The sequence below is a fragment of the Citrobacter pasteurii genome, assembly GCF_019047765.1.
Lineage (GTDB): Bacteria > Pseudomonadota > Gammaproteobacteria > Enterobacterales > Enterobacteriaceae > Citrobacter > Citrobacter pasteurii.
Map to the genome: position 1 here is coordinate 4,830,508 of NZ_CP077262.1, position 17,704 is coordinate 4,848,211.

Genomic DNA, 17,704 nt, shown 5'->3' on the forward strand with positions numbered 1-17,704 from the left:
TTACTGACGTTCCGGTAACCGCTTACCACTCCATCCGGAACCCTGCGTTCACCTGCCAGTTCATATCAATGTCGCCTCCAGCCGATCTTTCCAGGTCAACGTACAGTCGGGAATTATTGTTCTGAGTAAGATGGATATTGGTTCCAATACCGTAGTTTATCCACGAGTCACTTCCTCCCTCGCGGACCGTCATGGACGCGTCTTTACCCCACACAGTGACATCACGATCGCCGGCAAACTCATGCAGCAGATCCAGCTTCACATAAATATCGCTGTCCGGGCGTTCTTCAAATCGATAACCCCCCCGCAATCCGACACGACCAATCACGCTGTCGATATCATTCTGACGAACCCGTAACCCGCTGCTGGTGGTATAACGAGCTTCATCCAATCGGGTATACACGAGCTGCGCTTGCGGTTCGATGAAAGAGGATTCTCCCAGACTAAACTCACGACCGTATTCTGCGCTGGCGCTAATTGACCACGTGCTGCTATCCGCCCCCCCCATATTGCCATACACATTTCGGTAGTTAAAATCACTCTCATGGCGGCTATATTTCAGCACCAGATCCAGGTAGTCCTGTTTCTCCGGACGGTTCCATGCAGCATAAAGTGAACCACCGTAGCTCTTGTTATCGCCCGTGCCATAAGCAAAGTCAGCGTTACCTCTCATGTAATGCGCCGCAATGCCTCGCGTCCAGACTGATTGTTCACCCTCTACTTTATTGTCATAACCAAGTTGCCAGAAGCTATACAGGTTTTTGAAGTAGCTGCCATTATCGCTTTCCATTTCGCCGCCTTTATAGCGTATCCACAGACCATTTTGCTGTTGGTTCTGGCGTAATTCCCCTAAACGCTTATTCAGGCTGTCGATTTCGAGACGGGCGGTGGCCGCCGCGTAGTTTAACCCGGCATTGGCAATCGCGGTGTTGCTACCCGCACTGGCTTTCGTTGAAATCCCCGTGATATACCAGTTTGTGCCATACTGGCTTGCCGGATCGCCTTCCCGAATATCAGAGCGCAGTAGCGGTTTATAGTCATATACATACTCGTTAGTGATATCGATTTTATCGTACGCTTCGAACGTCACATTGCTGGCGGCATCAGCAACCCAGATATCTTCTTGCAGATTGCTGAGCTTATTAATATTTAACGCCTCAATGGCATGAGTTCCCCCCGTGCTACTCTTAACGACTTCGATAAAGTCGCTACCATTACGCCGCTGCGCATCTGTTTTATTTGTATTTACATCAATCAGGAAAATACCGTTGTTGCCTTTCAGATCGTGAATCTTCACAGTTTCGTTGATGCTCTGATTGGTATGCAGGTTAAAACCATGCAGGTTTATCGTCCCGCCATCTTGCAAGGTGATAGCACTGATCTGAGCGTCTTTACCATCCGGGATCCAGTGGGCATTATTCATCAGCGTCAGATTCAAATCTCCCGCCCATGTATTACTGTCGATGTCCAGAACATTCGCTTCATGCCCATGCCAAAATGATTCTGCACCATTGAGCGTAATATTCATCTGGCTGGCATGAGCATATATTTTATCGCCAAAGTCGATATTTCCCAACAAATTGACCTTGTAGTCACCTGACTGATTAATATTAACGACACCACCATCTTTAGCACTAACCGCATCACTTTTTGATGAACCATCAGGATAACCGCTGTTGTTTTCCAGCAGTTCTCTGAAATTACTGGCGTAAGTATTAATGTAAATATTACCACCGTTTGCCGTAATAGTTGAACCTACTCCACGTGCATAGATTCCATTATTTGCCAGCGTGGCATCTTCCCCATCGTTGGTGTGTTCAACCTCTGAACGAACATACACATTGCCGTTTACAGTGATATCCGCACCGCTTCCCGCATACAACGCAGTATTGTTATGGGTATATTTAGAGCCAATTAAGAAAGTATTTTTCAGACTAAAGTTATCAACTTTGACGTTGGTGTCCTGACCTTCGGCGGATAAGCCAAAAAAGGCCAGCCCGGCGCGGTGTTCCTGTTGCGTAGTTCCGCTAATATTAACGTTGTAATTACCAATTTGATACTCTCCCGCCTGGTCTTTGGTGATACTGCCAATCTTCACCTCAAGGCCATTACCTTCACCTCGCACAGGGTTATCAATATTTACCGTGATGTCATAGTTTTTATCATCAGCAATCGTATCCCGAATGATGATCCCTTCCTGACCACCATTAACATCTATATAATTCAGTTCATAGTTTTTTGCACTCGCAAATCCAGCGCAAACCAACTGTGCTGCGGTAAATGATAGTGCAAAGGGTATTATTGCTTTAGGGTTTATCTTCCTTTGATACATAGTAAGCTCCATAACAAATAGTTTATCAAATCACTTATTAATACCCCACCAATAAAAAGCAGCAAATAATAAATGAATTTTCATCAATGAAGAATCGATAAGCTAAAAGCATTATTTAAAGCCATGTATTAATTTGTCAATATTTACCATGCAGTAAAATACAATTTTTCCATTAAATTAATTGAATATTACTCTCAGGAGAACTATCTCAAGCAGAAAAAATTAAACATGCGACATATATTCATTAGTTATTATCGTAACATTTACTGTTATTGTTCGGTAATACCTACATTAATTTTTATTCCCCGTAACCACCAATAAATATTACCGAATATTAACGTGAATCAGTTCGTATAAAATGAATGATAAAGCTGCGATGATAAACCAGAAAATACCGAATAATTAATTCTGAATAAGAGATGTAAAAAAACCCCGTCGCAACGAGGTTTTCATCAGTACGAACGTTAATGCGTTCAGCTATCTTAGAACGGAATATCGTCGTCGAAGTCCATCGGCGGTTCGTTAGACGGCGCTGCCGGAGCGGACTGCTGCGGACGAGACTGTGCGCCACCGCTGAACTGGTTGCCGCCCTGCGGCTGCTGAGGCTGACCCCAACCACCCTGCTGCTGACCACCACCTGCCGGCGCGCCGCCGCCCTGACGACCACCCAGCATTTGCATGGTGCCGCCAACGTTAACAACGACTTCAGTGGTGTATTTTTCTACGCCGGATTGATCGGTCCATTTGCGGGTACGCAGTTGGCCTTCAATATAGACCTGAGAACCTTTACGCAGATATTCGCTGGCAACTTCCGCCAGTTTGCCGAACAGCACAACACGGTGCCACTCAGTCTGCTCTTTCATTTCGCCGGTCGCTTTATCACGCCAGGATTCGGAAGTAGCCAGCGTAATGTTGGCAACTGCGCCACCATTCGGCATATAGCGTACTTCCGGGTCCTGGCCCAGATTACCGACGAGAATCACCTTGTTTACGCCTCTGCTGGCCATGATCGTGTCTCCTGAAAAACGTTACTGAATAAGTGTAAGCGCGGGATTGTAGCATTTCCAATAGCGCTTTTACTACGTTGCGAAGTTGATTCCAGTAAACAACCTCAGCCAGACATTGTTGCACAGACACCTGTGTTTTGCATTCCAATACTGTATATCCATTCAGGTTAGGTTGTGTCATAATTAACCGTTTGTGATCGCCGGTAGCACCATGCAGCCAGGCAAAAAAGCGTTTAATCCGGGAAAGATGAATGGATAAGATCGAAGTTCGGGGCGCCCGCACCCATAATCTCAAAAACATCAACCTCGTCATCCCGCGCGACAAGCTGATTGTCGTCACCGGGCTTTCGGGCTCAGGCAAATCTTCGCTCGCTTTCGACACCTTGTATGCCGAAGGGCAGCGTCGTTACGTTGAATCCCTTTCCGCGTACGCACGTCAGTTTCTGTCGCTGATGGAAAAACCGGACGTCGACCACATTGAGGGGCTCTCTCCTGCCATCTCAATCGAGCAGAAATCGACGTCGCATAACCCGCGATCCACGGTTGGGACAATTACCGAAATTCACGATTATCTGCGCCTGCTGTATGCCCGCGTTGGCGAGCCACGCTGCCCGGATCACGACGTGCCACTGGCAGCGCAAACTGTCAGCCAGATGGTAGATAACGTGCTGTCCCAGCCGGAAGGCAAGCGCCTGATGCTGCTGGCGCCGGTAATTAAAGAACGTAAAGGTGAGCACACCAAAACGCTGGAAAACCTGGCAGGCCAGGGCTATATCCGCGCGCGTATTGATGGCGAAGTGTGCGACCTTTCCGACCCGCCTAAACTTGAGCTGCAAAAGAAACACACTATCGAAGTGGTGATTGACCGCTTCAAGGTACGTGACGATCTTACCCAGCGACTGGCCGAATCGTTTGAAACCGCACTGGAGCTTTCCGGTGGTACGGCAGTGGTCGCTGATATGGATGACCCGAAAGCAGAAGAGCTGCTGTTCTCCGCCAACTTCGCCTGCCCGATTTGTGGCTATAGCATGCGCGAGCTGGAACCCCGACTGTTCTCGTTCAACAACCCCGCCGGCGCGTGTCCAACCTGCGATGGTCTTGGCGTACAACAGTATTTCGATCCTGACCGGGTGATTCAAAACCCGGAACTGTCGCTGGCCGGTGGCGCCATCCGTGGCTGGGATCGCCGTAACTTTTATTACTTCCAGATGCTTAAGTCGCTGGCAGAACACTATAAGTTCGACGTCGAAGCCCCGTGGGCCAGCCTGAATCCTGCGGTTCACAAAGTGGTGCTATACGGTTCCGGCAAAGAGAATATCGAATTCAAATACATGAACGATCGCGGCGATACGTCCGTGCGTCGTCACCCGTTTGAAGGTGTGCTGCACAATATGGAGCGCCGTTATAAAGAGACGGAATCCAGTGCGGTACGCGAAGAATTAGCCAAGTTTATCAGCAACCGACCTTGCGCCAGCTGTGACGGAACCCGTCTACGCCGGGAAGCTCGTCACGTGTTTGTCGAGAATACGCCACTGCCAGCGATTTCCGACATGAGCATCGGTCATGCAATGGATTTCTTCAACAACCTGAAACTTGCCGGTCAACGGGCGAAGATTGCTGAGAAAATCCTCAAAGAGATCGGCGATCGTCTGAAGTTCCTGGTCAACGTAGGCCTCAACTATCTGACGCTGTCCCGTTCAGCGGAAACGCTCTCCGGTGGCGAAGCACAACGTATTCGTCTGGCAAGCCAGATTGGCGCCGGTCTGGTCGGTGTGATGTACGTGCTGGATGAACCGTCTATCGGTCTGCATCAGCGCGATAACGAACGTCTGCTGGGTACGCTTATCCATCTGCGCAATCTGGGTAACACCGTGATTGTGGTTGAGCACGATGAGGATGCCATTCGCGCCGCCGACCACGTTATCGACATTGGCCCAGGTGCAGGCGTTCACGGCGGCCAGGTGGTTGCTGAAGGAACGCTGGAAGACATCATGGCCGTACCGGAATCGTTAACCGGCCAGTACATGAGCGGTAAGCGCAAGATTGAAGTACCGAAACAGCGCGTAGCGGCTGACCCGGAAAAAGTGCTGAAGCTGACTGGCGCACGCGGCAACAACCTGAAAGATGTTACCCTGACGCTGCCGGTGGGTCTGTTTACCTGTATTACCGGCGTGTCCGGTTCCGGGAAGTCGACGCTGATTAACGACACCTTGTTCCCGATTGCCCAAACCCAGCTTAACGGCGCCACGCTGGCAGAGCCCGCGCCATACCGGGATATCCAGGGTCTGGAACATTTCGATAAAGTCATCGACATTGACCAAAGCCCGATTGGTCGTACGCCGCGTTCTAACCCGGCAACCTACACCGGGGTATTTACGCCTGTGCGCGAACTGTTTGCCGGCGTGCCGGAGTCACGTGCACGCGGTTACACCCCGGGCCGTTTCAGCTTTAACGTCCGTGGTGGACGCTGTGAAGCCTGTCAGGGCGATGGCGTGATCAAAGTCGAAATGCACTTCCTGCCAGATATCTACGTGCCGTGCGATCAGTGCAAAGGTAAGCGCTATAACCGCGAAACGCTGGAGATTAAGTACAAAGGCAAGACTATCCACGAAGTGCTGGATATGACGATTGAAGAAGCCCGTGAGTTCTTCGATGCCGTTCCGGCGCTGGCGCGTAAGCTGCAAACGCTGATGGACGTTGGTCTGACGTACATCCGCCTGGGGCAGTCCGCAACGACCCTCTCAGGCGGTGAGGCGCAGCGCGTGAAGCTGGCGCGTGAGTTGTCCAAACGCGGTACCGGACAGACGCTGTATATTCTCGATGAGCCGACCACGGGTCTGCATTTTGCCGATATTCAGCAACTGCTGGACGTGCTGCATCAGCTCCGGGATCAGGGCAATACCATCGTGGTGATTGAGCACAATCTGGACGTGATTAAAACCGCAGACTGGATTGTCGATCTCGGTCCGGAAGGCGGCAGCGGCGGCGGGGAAATTCTGGTCTCCGGCACGCCGGAGACGGTCGCTGAATGTGAAGCCTCACACACGGCGCGTTTCCTCAAGCCGCTGTTGTAATTACGCAACACTTATCAGGCCCACAGAACAGGCGTAAAGCTTGTAGGCCTGATAAGGCGCTTGCGCCGCATCAGGCAACGGTTGTGCCTGACGGCGCTACGCTTATCAGGCCTACAAGACCGTTCAGGGCTGCGCCAGCAACCTGCGTTTATCTTCCGGCAAGGTGTTGATGGCCTGCTGGTAAGACGCGTCCACCAGATAATAAATCTGTGAACCTGGCAGCGAGCCGTCAAGATACACCGTGCTCCAGTGCGCTTTATTAAGATGGCGGCTGGGTCGCACGTCTTTATGTTGCTGACGCAGCAATTCTGCCAGTTCAGGGCTGGTTTTCAGAGACACCGCCGGGCGACCTTCAACCTCTTTGACCATCGCAAAGAGTACATCTTCAACTTTGATTTGCGTGGCTTTCCAGTCACTGTGCACGCTCTGCTCCGCACCCGTTTTTGCCATGCAGTATTGCAGCAACTCCGAATTCGTCATCTTTATTCCCCTTACCAGCATATTGCCTAATGAGAACATCTTTTATTCAGTGTGCAGCAAGTCCGCAAAAGGTAAAAGCCAGTAGCGTAAATTTGTTTAAAAAAACAGCAGACCGTGTTCTCAATACTCCGAGTTGACGATCACCTCTTCACCAAACGCGCCAGCCTGCGGCAGCGGTTTATAGGTAGAGTTAGAGGCGCGTAAAATACGGATACCGCGGATTCCTACGTCGCGGGCGGCGGTGATGTCATTGTCGGAGTCGCCGTAGAACATGCGGATGCTTTTATCCTGTAGCCACTGTGTTTTGGTGTTTTGACCGGGTTTATCACCGGCAAAAATGACTGGATTCATATTGCCGGCCGGGATGTGAAAGTTATCAGCCAGCGTTTTAGAGACCGTTTCGGTCTTCGTCGGGCTGCGTCCGGTCACGAAAAAGATACTGTCTCCACGACGCACGTGCATATCAATCAGCTGCCGCGCCACTTCTTTCGGAATGCTGAATTCATCCCAGCCGTTGTTCATTTTTTCCCAGAAGGCCGGATTCTTCAGGTAATCCTCACTGTCCGGAGAGTACGTTTTTTTACCGCGCCAGAAGCCCGGGCTGGAAAAGAGAACCGTATCATCGATATCAAAGCCAACGGCCATCGGCGGGCGGCCCGTCAGACTATTTTCAATTTGAGCAACAGAGACCCAATGAATGGGAGCCTGCTCAGCGAGTTTTGCAACGTTAGTACCGGGATTGAGCTGAGAAGGAGAGGAAACTAACGCCTGAGCGGGCTGATTCAACGTGAACAATAAACAAACGGCACTCAGTGCCAAAGTAATCTTGCGCATATTTTTCCCTAAGTAGTCAGTTAGTTATCATTTTTTATTTAACAACTGGTCAAAAAACTATCTGACCTTACCCCTTGGGGGAAGGGAAAGGAAGGATTTTCTCTGGTTTTGTCCAGGAAAAGGAGCATGATCACACAGGAAAGTGCGACTGATGGCGCTGCGCTTATCAGGTCTACAAACGAAAATCCATGTACCCTTGTAGGCCGGATAAGGCGTTTACGCCGCCATCCGGCACACACAAAGCCGATTACATGACGGCGGCAAATGCCTTTGCCACGCGTTGCACGTTACCGTGATTCAACCCGGCCACGCACATACGACCACTGGCTATCAGGTACACCCCGAACTCATCGCGCAGGCGATCGACCTGAGCGGCGCTGAGTCCGGTATAGCTGAACATACCGCGCTGTTGCAGCAGGTAATCAAAGTTACGACCGGGGATCTCCGCATTCAATACGTTAACCAGCTCCTGACGCATCGCCAGAATACGGGTACGCATCTCTTCGACTTCCGCCAGCCAACTGGCTTTCAGCGCGTCATCACCCAACACCGCGGCAACCACCTGCGCACCAAAGTTTGGCGGACTGGAGTAGTTCCGGCGCACTGTCGCTTTTAGCTGTCCCAGAACGCGGCTGGCAGCATCGGCATCTTCACACACCACTGACAGCCCACCGACGCGCTCACCGTATAAGGAGAAGATCTTCGAGAATGAGTTGCTGACCAGAGCAGGCAATCCGGCGCTGGCAATGGCGCGGATGGCGTAGGCATCCTCTTCCATTCCACCGCCGAAGCCCTGGTAAGCAATATCCAGGAACGGGATCAGATCACGTGCCTTCAGGATCTCAATGACGCCATCCCACTGTGCGGGAGTTAAATCCGCACCCGTCGGGTTATGACAGCACGGATGCAGCAGCACGATGCTACGCGCGGGTAAGATATTCAGCGCTGCCAGCAGGTCGTTGAAACGCACACCGTTGGTCGTGTTGTCATACCAGGGGTAAGTACTTACGTCGAATCCAGCGCCTTCAAAAATCGCGATATGGTTTTCCCACGTCGGATCGCTGACCCACACGCCAGAATCAGGGAAATAGCGCTTCAGGAAGTCTGCGCCCACTTTTAACGCACCAGACCCCCCCAGCGTCTGAATCGTTGCCACGCGCTGCTGCTGGAGAACCGGATGATCTGCGCCAAACAGCAACGGCGCAATAGTATGGCGATAAGCGTTCAGACCTTCCATCGGCAGATACAGCGAAGCGCCATGCGGTTTGGCATTGAGTCGGGCTTCCGCTTCCGCCACCGCTTTAAGCTGAGGAATAATCCCATCTTCGTTGTAATACAGGCCAATGCTGAGGTTCACTTTGTCGCTACGTGAATCTTCTTTGAACCGCTCCATAAGCGATAAAATCGGGTCGCCAGCGTAGGCGTCAACTTTTTGAAACACGTGTGGTTCTCCAGGTTTACAGACAGAGGATTAGAACACAATAAACCGGAAGCAGGAGAAGATCGAGAGGATGTTGAGAGGAATATTGCCGGAGGGCGGGGTAACCGCCTTATCCGGCACATTATGCGCTTAATCGATATACTTCATCGCCACGCGCGACGTCAGGCGCGTAATAAGTTCGTAAGCACTTACTTTCGTCATTTCAGCAATGCGTTCAACGGGCAGGCCTTCACCCCACAGGATCACCGAATCGCCCGCTTTGTCCTGCGCCTCGGGGCCTAAATCGACGCAGATCATATCCATCGCGACGCGACCGACGATCGGCACTTCACGGCCATTAACCAGCACCGGCGTCCCAGACGGCGCTGCGCGCGGATAACCGTCGCCGTAACCCATCGCTACTACGCCGAGACGCGTATCGCGCTCGCTCTGCCAGGTTCCACCATAGCCAACCGGTTCGCCCGCTTTGTGCTCACGCACCGCAATCAGGCTGGAGGTCAGCGACATCACCGGCTGGCAGCCAAAATCGGCGCCGATAGAGTGGTTTTCCAGCGGCGATACGCCGTACAGAATCAGCCCCGGACGCGCCCAGTCGAAGTGGGACTGAGGCCACAGCAAAATACCACCCGACGCGGCAATTGAACGCTGCCCCGGTTTGCCCTCGCAAAAGCTGTTGAAGATATCGAGCTGTTTTTCCGTCGCACCGCATTCAGGTTCGTCTGCGCGGGCAAAGTGGCTAACGATATTGACCGGCTGGCGCACGTTTTCACATTGCGTTAAGCGCTGATAAAACGCTTCGGCCTGCTCAGGGCGCACGCCCAGGCGGTGCATTCCCGTGTCGAGCTTCATCCAGACGGTGACCGGTTCAGCCAGTTCTGCGGCTTCCAGGGCTTCAAGCTGCTCCTGGTTGTGGACGGCAGTATGCAGACGCTGCGCGGAGATCGTCGGCAGATCGGCGGCATCAAAAAATCCCTCCAGCAGCAGGATGGGCTGCGTGATCCCTCCCGCTCGCAACCGCAGGGCTTCTTCAAGACGAGCGACACCAAAAGCGTCCGCATCGGGGAGCGTTCGCGCGGTCTCTAACAGACCATGGCCGTAAGCGTTCGCTTTCACGACCGCAACCAGTTTGCTGGCAGGAGCCAGTTCACGCAGACGTTGCAGGTTGTGTCGCAGAGCGCGGCGGTTAATAACTACAGTTGCCGCTTGCATTTGTATTCCTTAATAAAAGAATCTCCTCAATCATTCGTGTTGCAGCAAGGCGACAAGCCTGAGAATCACCGGGAGCTTAGTAAACTAAGTGACCGGGGTGAACGGGCGTAGTCAACGCATCTGCAGCATGAAGGATGACGGAGATTTATTCGTCGTCGTATTGTGGGCCCGCATAATTGTCGAATCGCGACCACTGGCCGTTAAACGTCAGGCGCACCGTGCCGATCGGACCGTTACGCTGCTTACCAATAATAATTTCGGCAATACCTTTTAAATCGCTGTTTTCGTGATAAACCTCATCACGATAGATAAACATGATTAAGTCGGCATCCTGTTCGATGGAGCCGGATTCACGCAGATCCGAGTTAACCGGGCGCTTGTCGGCGCGTTGTTCCAGTGAGCGGTTAAGCTGCGACAGCGCTACCACCGGCACATGCAGTTCTTTTGCTAACGCCTTCAGCGAGCGGGAAATTTCAGCAATTTCCAGCGTACGGTTATCGGAGAGCGACGGCACGCGCATCAGCTGCAGGTAGTCGATCATGATCAGGCCGATACCGCCGTGTTCACGAGCGATACGACGAGCACGCGAGCGCACCTCCGTTGGCGTCAGGCCGGAAGAATCATCAATATAGATGTTTCGTTTCTCCAGCAAAATACCCATTGTTCCGGAAATTCGCGCCCAATCTTCATCATCCAGTTGACCGGTACGGATTTTGGTTTGGTCTACGCGTGACAGCGAGGCCAGGGTACGCATCATGATCTGTTCTGAGGGCATTTCAAGACTAAAGATAAGAACCGGCTTATCCTGCAACATCGCCGCATTTTCGACGAGGTTCATTGCAAATGTCGTCTTACCCATCGACGGACGCGCGGCGACGATAATCAAGTCTGACGGCTGCAAACCCGCCGTCTTTTTGTTGAGGTCATCATAACCGGTGTTTACCCCGGTGACGCCGTCGTGCGGCTGCTGGAACAACTGCTCGATACGCGCGACGGTGGCGTCGAGCACATCGGTGATGTTTTTCGGGCCTTCGTCTTTGTTGGCGCGGCTTTCAGCGATTTTAAAAACGCGTGATTCCGCGAGGTCCAGTAGATCTTCACTGGAACGGCCTTGCGGATCAAACCCGGCTTCCGCAATTTCGTGCGCAACCGAAATCATGTCACGAACAACGGCACGTTCGCGGACGATATCCGCATAAGCACTAATGTTCGCCGCACTTGGCGTATTTTTAGATAACTCAGCCAGGTAAGCAAAGCCGCCGACGCTGTCCAGTTGTCCCTGAACCTCCAGCGATTCTGCGAGCGTGATCAGGTCGATAGGTTTTCCCATCTCCTGCAGTCGATGCATTTCCGTGAAGATGTGCCGGTGCGGTCGGGTATAAAAATCTTCCGCCACCACGCGCTCGGCCACATCGTCCCAGCGTTCGTTATCCAGCATTAAACCGCCCAACACCGACTGTTCCGCTTCAATCGAGTGCGGCGGTACTTTCAGCCCGGCGACCTGGGGATCGCGCTCACGAGCATCAGTCTGTTGTTTGTTGAAGGGTTTATTTCCTGCCATAGTGAATGGAGTTACCGAGATAATGATTGGGTCGAAAGATTACCACATTTCTTTTGGAGGAAGCATGGCAACGCGTATTGAATTTCACAAGCATGGTGGTCCTGAAGTGCTTCAGGTCGTCGAGTTTACGCCTGCAGATCCGGCGGAAAACGAAATCCAGGTCGAGAATAAAGCGATTGGTATCAACTATATCGACACTTACATCCGCAGTGGTCTTTATCCACCGCCTTCTCTGCCCAGCGGTCTGGGAACCGAAGCCGCAGGCGTCGTCAGCAAAGTGGGGAGCAAAGTGGCGCACATTAAAGCTGGCGATCGCGTGGTTTACGCCCAGTCTGCGCTTGGCGCTTACAGCTCAGTACATAACGTTCCGGCCGATAAAGCCGCCATTCTGCCTAATGCCATCTCTTTTGAGCAGGCAGCAGCCTCATTTCTGAAAGGGTTAACCGTTTTTTATCTGCTGCGTAAAACCTATGAAATCCAGCCCGACGAGCCGTTTTTATTCCATGCGGCTGCTGGCGGCGTCGGGATGATTGCCTGCCAGTGGGCAAAAGCATTGGGTGCGAAGCTGATTGGTACCGTCGGCAGTGCGCAAAAAGCGCAAATTGCGCGGCAGGCCGGCGCATGGCAGGTTATTAACTATCGTGAAGAAAGCATAGTTGAACGAGTGAAAGAGGTAACCGGCGGTAAAAAAGTGCGGGTGGTGTATGACTCGGTAGGGAAAGATACCTGGGAAGCCTCACTGGATTGCCTGCAACGCCGGGGATTGATGGTCAGCTTTGGTAATGCTTCCGGGCCGGTGACTGGCGTGAACTTAGGTATTCTGAACCAGAAAGGTTCGCTGTACGTGACCCGTCCTTCACTCCAGGGGTATATCACCAATCACCGTGAATTAACTGAAGCCAGCAATGAGCTGTTCTCGCTGATTGCCAGTGGGGTGATCAAAGTGGATGTCGCGCCGGGTCAGAAATTTGCGTTAAGTGACGCGCAACGGGCCCATGAAGCACTGGAAAGCCGGGCCACGCAGGGCTCGAGTTTACTGATCCCGTAATGCTCCGACTTCCCCTAAATAATTCAAGCAGCAGGAAGGCGGCAATTGAATGAATCCCCAGGAGCTTACTGGAGTAAGTGACTGGGGTGAATGAAAGCAGCCAACACACCTGCGGTTTGAATTATGACGGGGAAGTAAAGAATTAGGGCTTCCCGTAGGAAGCCCTTTCTTTTTTTAGTTCGGCTGTATGTAGGGTACAGCTCGATGAATTCGTTAACCGCGCAATAGTGACAGATTTGATAATCAATTCCTATTTGGTTCTAAAGGCAATGTTGCAGGTTGTGACGCACCGCTCAATACCTTAGTAAAATCGACGGTTATTGCGCTGATACTGTGGGACTTTTGGCGCTTTTATCGCCTTGATAATCCACACCACGGCAACGGCCAGGAGCAGCCAGGGTAAAAGTTTTATCATCAAGGCAAAGAGTCCGCCCAAAAACATCACCACAGTGGCAACCACCAATGCGGCCAACACCCCCAGCAAAGATACGCCGGTGACCATCAGCATGATAAAAAACCCAATCACAAAAAGTAGTTCCAGCATGGCTCTCTCCCGAAATGAAATTCTCTCCATTGCATTACAAGAAACATGCCAAAATTAATGCATTGATTTATAAAGAAAACGCCCCGCGACAAAGCGCAGGGCGTGGTGAAATTAACTAACTTTTGGTGAGAACTTAACGCTTGTCTGCCACCAGTTTCAGCGCGTGTTCCAGAACGTTAATATCGGCCCCGGCTTTATGCGCATTTTCACTCAGATAACGACGCCATTGGCGTGCGCCTGGAATTCCCTGGAACAACCCCAGCATGTGGCGGGTCACATGCCCCAGATACGTACCTTTACTCAGCTCCCGCTCAATATAGGGATACATGGCACGCACCACGGCGACAGGGTCTGCATCCGGCGTGGTCGCAGCAAAAATTTCACGGTCGACCGACGCCAGAATCCCCGGGTTTTGATAAGCTTCACGCCCCACCATCACGCCATCCATATGTTGCAGATGCGTTTTTGCTTCTTCCAGTGATTTAATTCCACCGTTAATCGACATCGTCAGCTGCGGGAAATCACGCTTCAACTGATAAACACGGTCATAATCCAGCGGCGGGATCTCACGGTTTTCCTTCGGGCTTAGCCCGGACAGCCAGGCCTTGCGGGCGTGGATGATAAACATCTCACATTCACCTTTACCGGAGACCATATTGATGAAGTCACACAGGAATTCGTAGCTGTCCTGATCATCGATACCGATGCGCGTTTTGACCGTCACCGGAATCGACACCACATCGCGCATCGCCTTCACGCAATCAGCGACCAGTTGCGCATTCCCCATCAGGCAAGCGCCAAACATCCCGTTTTGTACGCGATCGGAAGGGCAGCCGACGTTGAGGTTAATCTCGTCATAACCTCGTGCTTCAGCCAGCTTTGCGCACTGGGCCAGCGCGGCAGGATCGCTCCCGCCCAGTTGCAATGCGACCGGATGCTCTTCTTCGCTATACGCCAGGTAATCGCCTTTGCCATGAATAATTGCCCCGGTGGTCACCATCTCCGTATAGAGCAGCGTCTGGCTGGACAGTAAGCGCAAAAAGTAGCGGCAGTGTCTGTCCGTCCAGTCGAGCATCGGCGCGATAGAAAAACGATGAGCGGGAAAAGCGGTAGACTGAGATTCAGGCAGCATGGCGAATATTCAAGCATCCGGTTAAAAAAGGGGCGCTACTATAGCATAGACCGTTGCGATAGTGAGCCACATCATCGTGGATAGCGCCCTTCGTCCGCGTGGATCGTCATTTCCGCCCGGGTTTTCCGTCGTGTGGACCAAAAAACTGTGGAGGATGGTCAACCCAGCGATCCTCGCGCGTGGCGGCATAAACCGGATTAAGCGGATAATAAATGCGATTGTATTTTTTGTTCGCCTCACCGACGACCAGCAGACGTACCTCTTCACTGGTGTTATTGATAAAGGTGTGACACACACCGGTTCCTGCCGGGAAACCAACGCTGTCGCCGGGTTCCAGCTTCCATAAGTAACCATTGATCCAGGCTTCCGGGTAGCCTTCCAGCACGTAGATGAACTCTTCTTCATCACTTTCAGCGTGTGGATAAGAAGTACGACGACCCGGCGGCAGGCGTTCGTGATGAATGCCTAATCGCCCTAACCCCAACCTGCGGGCCAGCGGCGCGCCAATAGAAAAAAGCTCATCGCTGCCTGGATAGGTGGAGTCATCAGGCCCCTCAACTTCACGCCAGTGGCGAATACAATCGGGTCTTTTCATGTTAATTTTCCAGTGTTGCGATGCGTCAGGTATAGCACACAGCGGTGGATCTCGGCGTTTTAAGCAAAACATGATAAAGTAAGGGATTAACCTTCCACGCAAATCGAGGCGCCAAATGGACAAAACCACCACGCAGGAGTTATTGGCTCAAGCTGAAAAACTCTGTGTGCAACGTAACGTGCGGCTAACGCCACAACGCCTCGAAGTGCTGCGCCTGATGAGCCTGCAGGAAGGTGCGATCAGCGCCTATGACCTGCTTGATCTGCTGCGGGAAACCGAGCCGCAGGCCAAACCCCCTACCGTGTATCGTGCGCTCGATTTTCTGCTGGAACAAGGGTTTGTGCATAAGGTGGAATCCACCAACAGCTATGTCCTTTGCCATCTGTTCGATCAGCCAACCCATAGCTCGGCAATGTTTATTTGTGACCGCTGTGGCGTGGTAAAAGAAGAGTGTGCGGAAGGCGTGGAAGATATTATGCATACGCTGGCAGCTAAAATGGGATTTGCTCTGCGCCATAATGTGATTGAAGCCCACGGCCTGTGTCCGGCATGTGTGGAAGTTGAATCATGCCGCCATCCTGGCGAATGCCAGCATGACCATACAATTCAGGTGAAAAAGAAAGTCGGGCGGTAAATAAAAGAGCGTACGTCCTTGTACTCTCAGGAGGGAGGGGTTAATTACCAGCGGTAATCGTTGCGTTTTTCCCAATCTTTAACTTCTTTCTCCGCCTGATCTTTCGCGTACCCGTATCGTTCCTGGACTTTACCTACCAGCTGGTCGCGTTTACCTTCAATGACCGTCATATCATCATCGGTCAGTTTGCCCCATTGCTCTTTCACTTTACCTTTGAACTGTTTCCAGTTACCGCTGACTTCGTCTTTATTCATCATCAAGTCCTCATCGTTAGGTTGTGAATAGCGCGAGTGCCATGTCCAGACACATGCTGTTTTCTCTGGACGTGAGAATAAGTGTAGTCAGTGATTCTGAGCTTTATTTACTATTCGGAATTTTTAACCATTCCTTTCAGGCAAACCAGGTACCATTACGCCAGTGACGCCGCCAGATAAAGGCCAGCGATAGCCCGCGCAGCGCGAGAAAAACGGTTAACGCCAGCCACAAACCATGATTTCCGAGCCACGGCAACGTCAGGAGCGTTAAGGTGAATCCCACTGCGGCAACGGCCATACTGTTGCGCATTTCTGCAGCCCGCGTCGCGCCAATAAACATCCCGTCGAGCAGGTAACACCAAACGCCCACCAGCGGTAACACCACCTGCCAGAAAAGATAGCGATCGGCCAGCTGTTGGATTTGCGACAGCGAGGTCAGCAGCGCCACAATCTGCTCGCCGAACAGGGCATAGACCAGCGAAAAAAGGATCGCCACAATTCCCGACTGCCGACACGCCGCTCGCCAAACATCCAGCAGTTGACTGCCATCCCGCGCGCCATAAGCCTGACCAGAATGGGCTTCCACGGCATAGGCAAATCCGTCCAGCGCATAGGCGGTGAACGTCAACAGAGTCATCAGAACGGCGTTGACTGCAATAATATCGCCCCCGAGACGCGCCCCCAGCACCGTAATCGCACCAAAACAGAGCTGCAACAACAGCGAGCGCAGCATGATGTCACGGTTAAGCGCCAGTAAACGGCGGAAGTTGCCACGCCACGCCTGCTTCAGCATTGCCAGCGAAATTCCGCGCATATGCAGGACCTTACGTACCATCATCAGACCGATCAGCAAAGTGGCATATTCGGCAATCACCGTCGCCAGCGCCGCGCCCTGTACGTTCATATGCAGGCCCATCACCAGCCACAAATCGAGCATGATGTTAAGCACATTGCCGACAATCAGCAGGATAACCGGCGCACGCGCATATTGAACGCCAAGCAACCAGCCGAGCAACACCAGATTGGCCAGTGAGGCGGGCGCGCTTAACCAGCGGATTTCCAGGAACCTTCGGGCCTGCTCCAGCACCGCTTCGCTACCTCCCACGATATGCAACGCCAGGCTGATAACCGGTGCGCGAAACAGTGCGATAAGCAGCCCCGCTCCCAGCGCCAGCATCAGCGGCTGAACCAGCGCGCGCGCCAGTGCCTGCGGATTTTTCGCACCGAACGCCTGGGCTGTCAGACCAGTGGTACTCATACGCAAAAAAAGCAGCAGCATAAAGAGAAAACTGGTCGCTGTTGCGCCAACGGCAACGCCACCAAGGTAGACCGGGCTATCCAGATGACCAATCACCGCCGTATCCACCAGTCCCAGCAGTGGAACAGTGATGTTGGAGAAAATCATCGGTAAGGCAAGGTGCCAAAGTGCTTTATCAGAGGAGGTAAAGAAAGGCATGGAAAGGAGCCTGAAAAGAAATTAACGCGTTTTTGTAGACCCGATAAGGTAGCATCATCGGGCAATTTGCCGGAGAGCGACGTAAACGCCCTCTCCGGCCTAC

At 52.3% G+C, this 17,704-nt stretch carries 15 protein-coding genes; 3 read left to right on the forward strand and 12 right to left on the reverse strand.

Annotated features, from left to right (window positions below):
- Positions 1-22: 22 nt before the first annotated feature.
- Positions 23-2,332 (reverse strand): autotransporter family protein, encoded by a 2,310-nt coding sequence (locus I6L54_RS23280; RefSeq protein WP_040229805.1) that lies wholly within the window; start codon positions 2,330-2,332, stop codon positions 23-25.
- Positions 2,333-2,814: 482 nt separating this feature from the next.
- Positions 2,815-3,339 carry a single-stranded DNA-binding protein SSB1 gene (gene ssb1, locus I6L54_RS23285; RefSeq protein ID WP_003826621.1) on the reverse strand — a complete coding sequence of 175 codons (525 nt, stop codon included), beginning with the start codon at positions 3,337-3,339 and terminating at the stop codon, positions 2,815-2,817.
- A gap of 251 nt (positions 3,340-3,590) precedes the next feature.
- On the opposite strand from ssb1, the gene uvrA reads away from it, so the two are divergent.
- Positions 3,591-6,413 carry an excinuclease ABC subunit UvrA gene (gene uvrA / locus I6L54_RS23290; RefSeq protein ID WP_005132620.1) on the forward strand — a complete coding sequence of 941 codons (2,823 nt, stop codon included), beginning with the start codon at positions 3,591-3,593 and terminating at the stop codon, positions 6,411-6,413.
- 123 nt (positions 6,414-6,536) lie between these two features.
- Here uvrA and I6L54_RS23295 read toward each other — a convergent pair whose 3' ends face one another.
- The 5 genes from I6L54_RS23295 to dnaB form a co-directional block, all read right to left on the reverse strand.
- Entirely contained in the window at positions 6,537-6,893 is a 357-nt protein-coding gene (locus I6L54_RS23295) for an MmcQ/YjbR family DNA-binding protein (protein ID WP_005132621.1), read from the reverse strand.
- 120 nt (positions 6,894-7,013) lie between these two features.
- Positions 7,014-7,727 (reverse strand): acid phosphatase AphA, encoded by a 714-nt coding sequence (aphA, locus tag I6L54_RS23300; RefSeq protein WP_040229806.1) that lies wholly within the window; start codon positions 7,725-7,727, stop codon positions 7,014-7,016.
- 247 nt (positions 7,728-7,974) lie between these two features.
- On the reverse strand, positions 7,975-9,168 hold the full coding sequence (tyrB, locus tag I6L54_RS23305) for an aromatic amino acid transaminase (protein WP_005132638.1): 1,194 nt from the start codon (positions 9,166-9,168) through the stop codon (positions 7,975-7,977).
- Positions 9,169-9,297: 129 nt separating this feature from the next.
- Positions 9,298-10,377 (reverse strand): alanine racemase, encoded by a 1,080-nt coding sequence (gene alr, locus I6L54_RS23310; protein ID WP_005132641.1) that lies wholly within the window; start codon positions 10,375-10,377, stop codon positions 9,298-9,300.
- 145 nt (positions 10,378-10,522) lie between these two features.
- Positions 10,523-11,938: a replicative DNA helicase gene (dnaB, locus tag I6L54_RS23315; RefSeq protein ID WP_005132645.1), complete on the reverse strand. Its 1,416-nt coding sequence runs from the start codon at positions 11,936-11,938 to the stop codon at positions 10,523-10,525.
- A 64-nt stretch (positions 11,939-12,002) separates the two neighbouring features.
- Between dnaB and I6L54_RS23320 the strand changes: the two genes are divergently transcribed.
- Positions 12,003-12,986, forward strand: coding sequence for a quinone oxidoreductase (locus tag I6L54_RS23320; protein WP_040229878.1), 984 nt, complete (start codon positions 12,003-12,005; stop codon positions 12,984-12,986).
- Between the two features lie 301 nt (positions 12,987-13,287).
- Here the strand turns inward: I6L54_RS23320 and pspG are convergent, their stop codons facing one another.
- The 3 genes from pspG to I6L54_RS23335 form a co-directional block, all read right to left on the reverse strand.
- Positions 13,288-13,530 carry an envelope stress response protein PspG gene (pspG, locus tag I6L54_RS23325; RefSeq protein WP_040229808.1) on the reverse strand — a complete coding sequence of 81 codons (243 nt, stop codon included), beginning with the start codon at positions 13,528-13,530 and terminating at the stop codon, positions 13,288-13,290.
- Positions 13,531-13,663: 133 nt separating this feature from the next.
- The gene (gene dusA, locus I6L54_RS23330) at positions 13,664-14,662 is read right to left on the reverse strand and encodes a tRNA dihydrouridine(20/20a) synthase DusA (protein ID WP_040229810.1); all 999 of its coding nucleotides are present in this window, start codon (positions 14,660-14,662) and stop codon (positions 13,664-13,666) included.
- A 106-nt stretch (positions 14,663-14,768) separates the two neighbouring features.
- Positions 14,769-15,257 (reverse strand): cupin domain-containing protein, encoded by a 489-nt coding sequence (locus I6L54_RS23335; RefSeq protein WP_040229812.1) that lies wholly within the window; start codon positions 15,255-15,257, stop codon positions 14,769-14,771.
- Between the two features lie 115 nt (positions 15,258-15,372).
- On the opposite strand from I6L54_RS23335, the gene zur reads away from it, so the two are divergent.
- Entirely contained in the window at positions 15,373-15,891 is a 519-nt protein-coding gene (zur, locus tag I6L54_RS23340) for a zinc uptake transcriptional repressor Zur (protein WP_005132657.1), read from the forward strand.
- Between the two features lie 44 nt (positions 15,892-15,935).
- On the opposite strand, the gene I6L54_RS23345 is transcribed toward zur, so the two are convergent.
- A complete protein-coding gene (locus I6L54_RS23345) occupies positions 15,936-16,145 on the reverse strand; it encodes a CsbD family protein (RefSeq protein ID WP_005132658.1) in 210 nt (69 codons plus the stop codon).
- Between the two features lie 136 nt (positions 16,146-16,281).
- Positions 16,282-17,601, reverse strand: a complete 1,320-nt coding sequence (dinF, locus tag I6L54_RS23350; RefSeq protein ID WP_040229814.1) for an MATE family efflux transporter DinF — start codon at positions 17,599-17,601, stop codon at positions 16,282-16,284.
- Positions 17,602-17,704 lie beyond the last annotated feature (103 nt).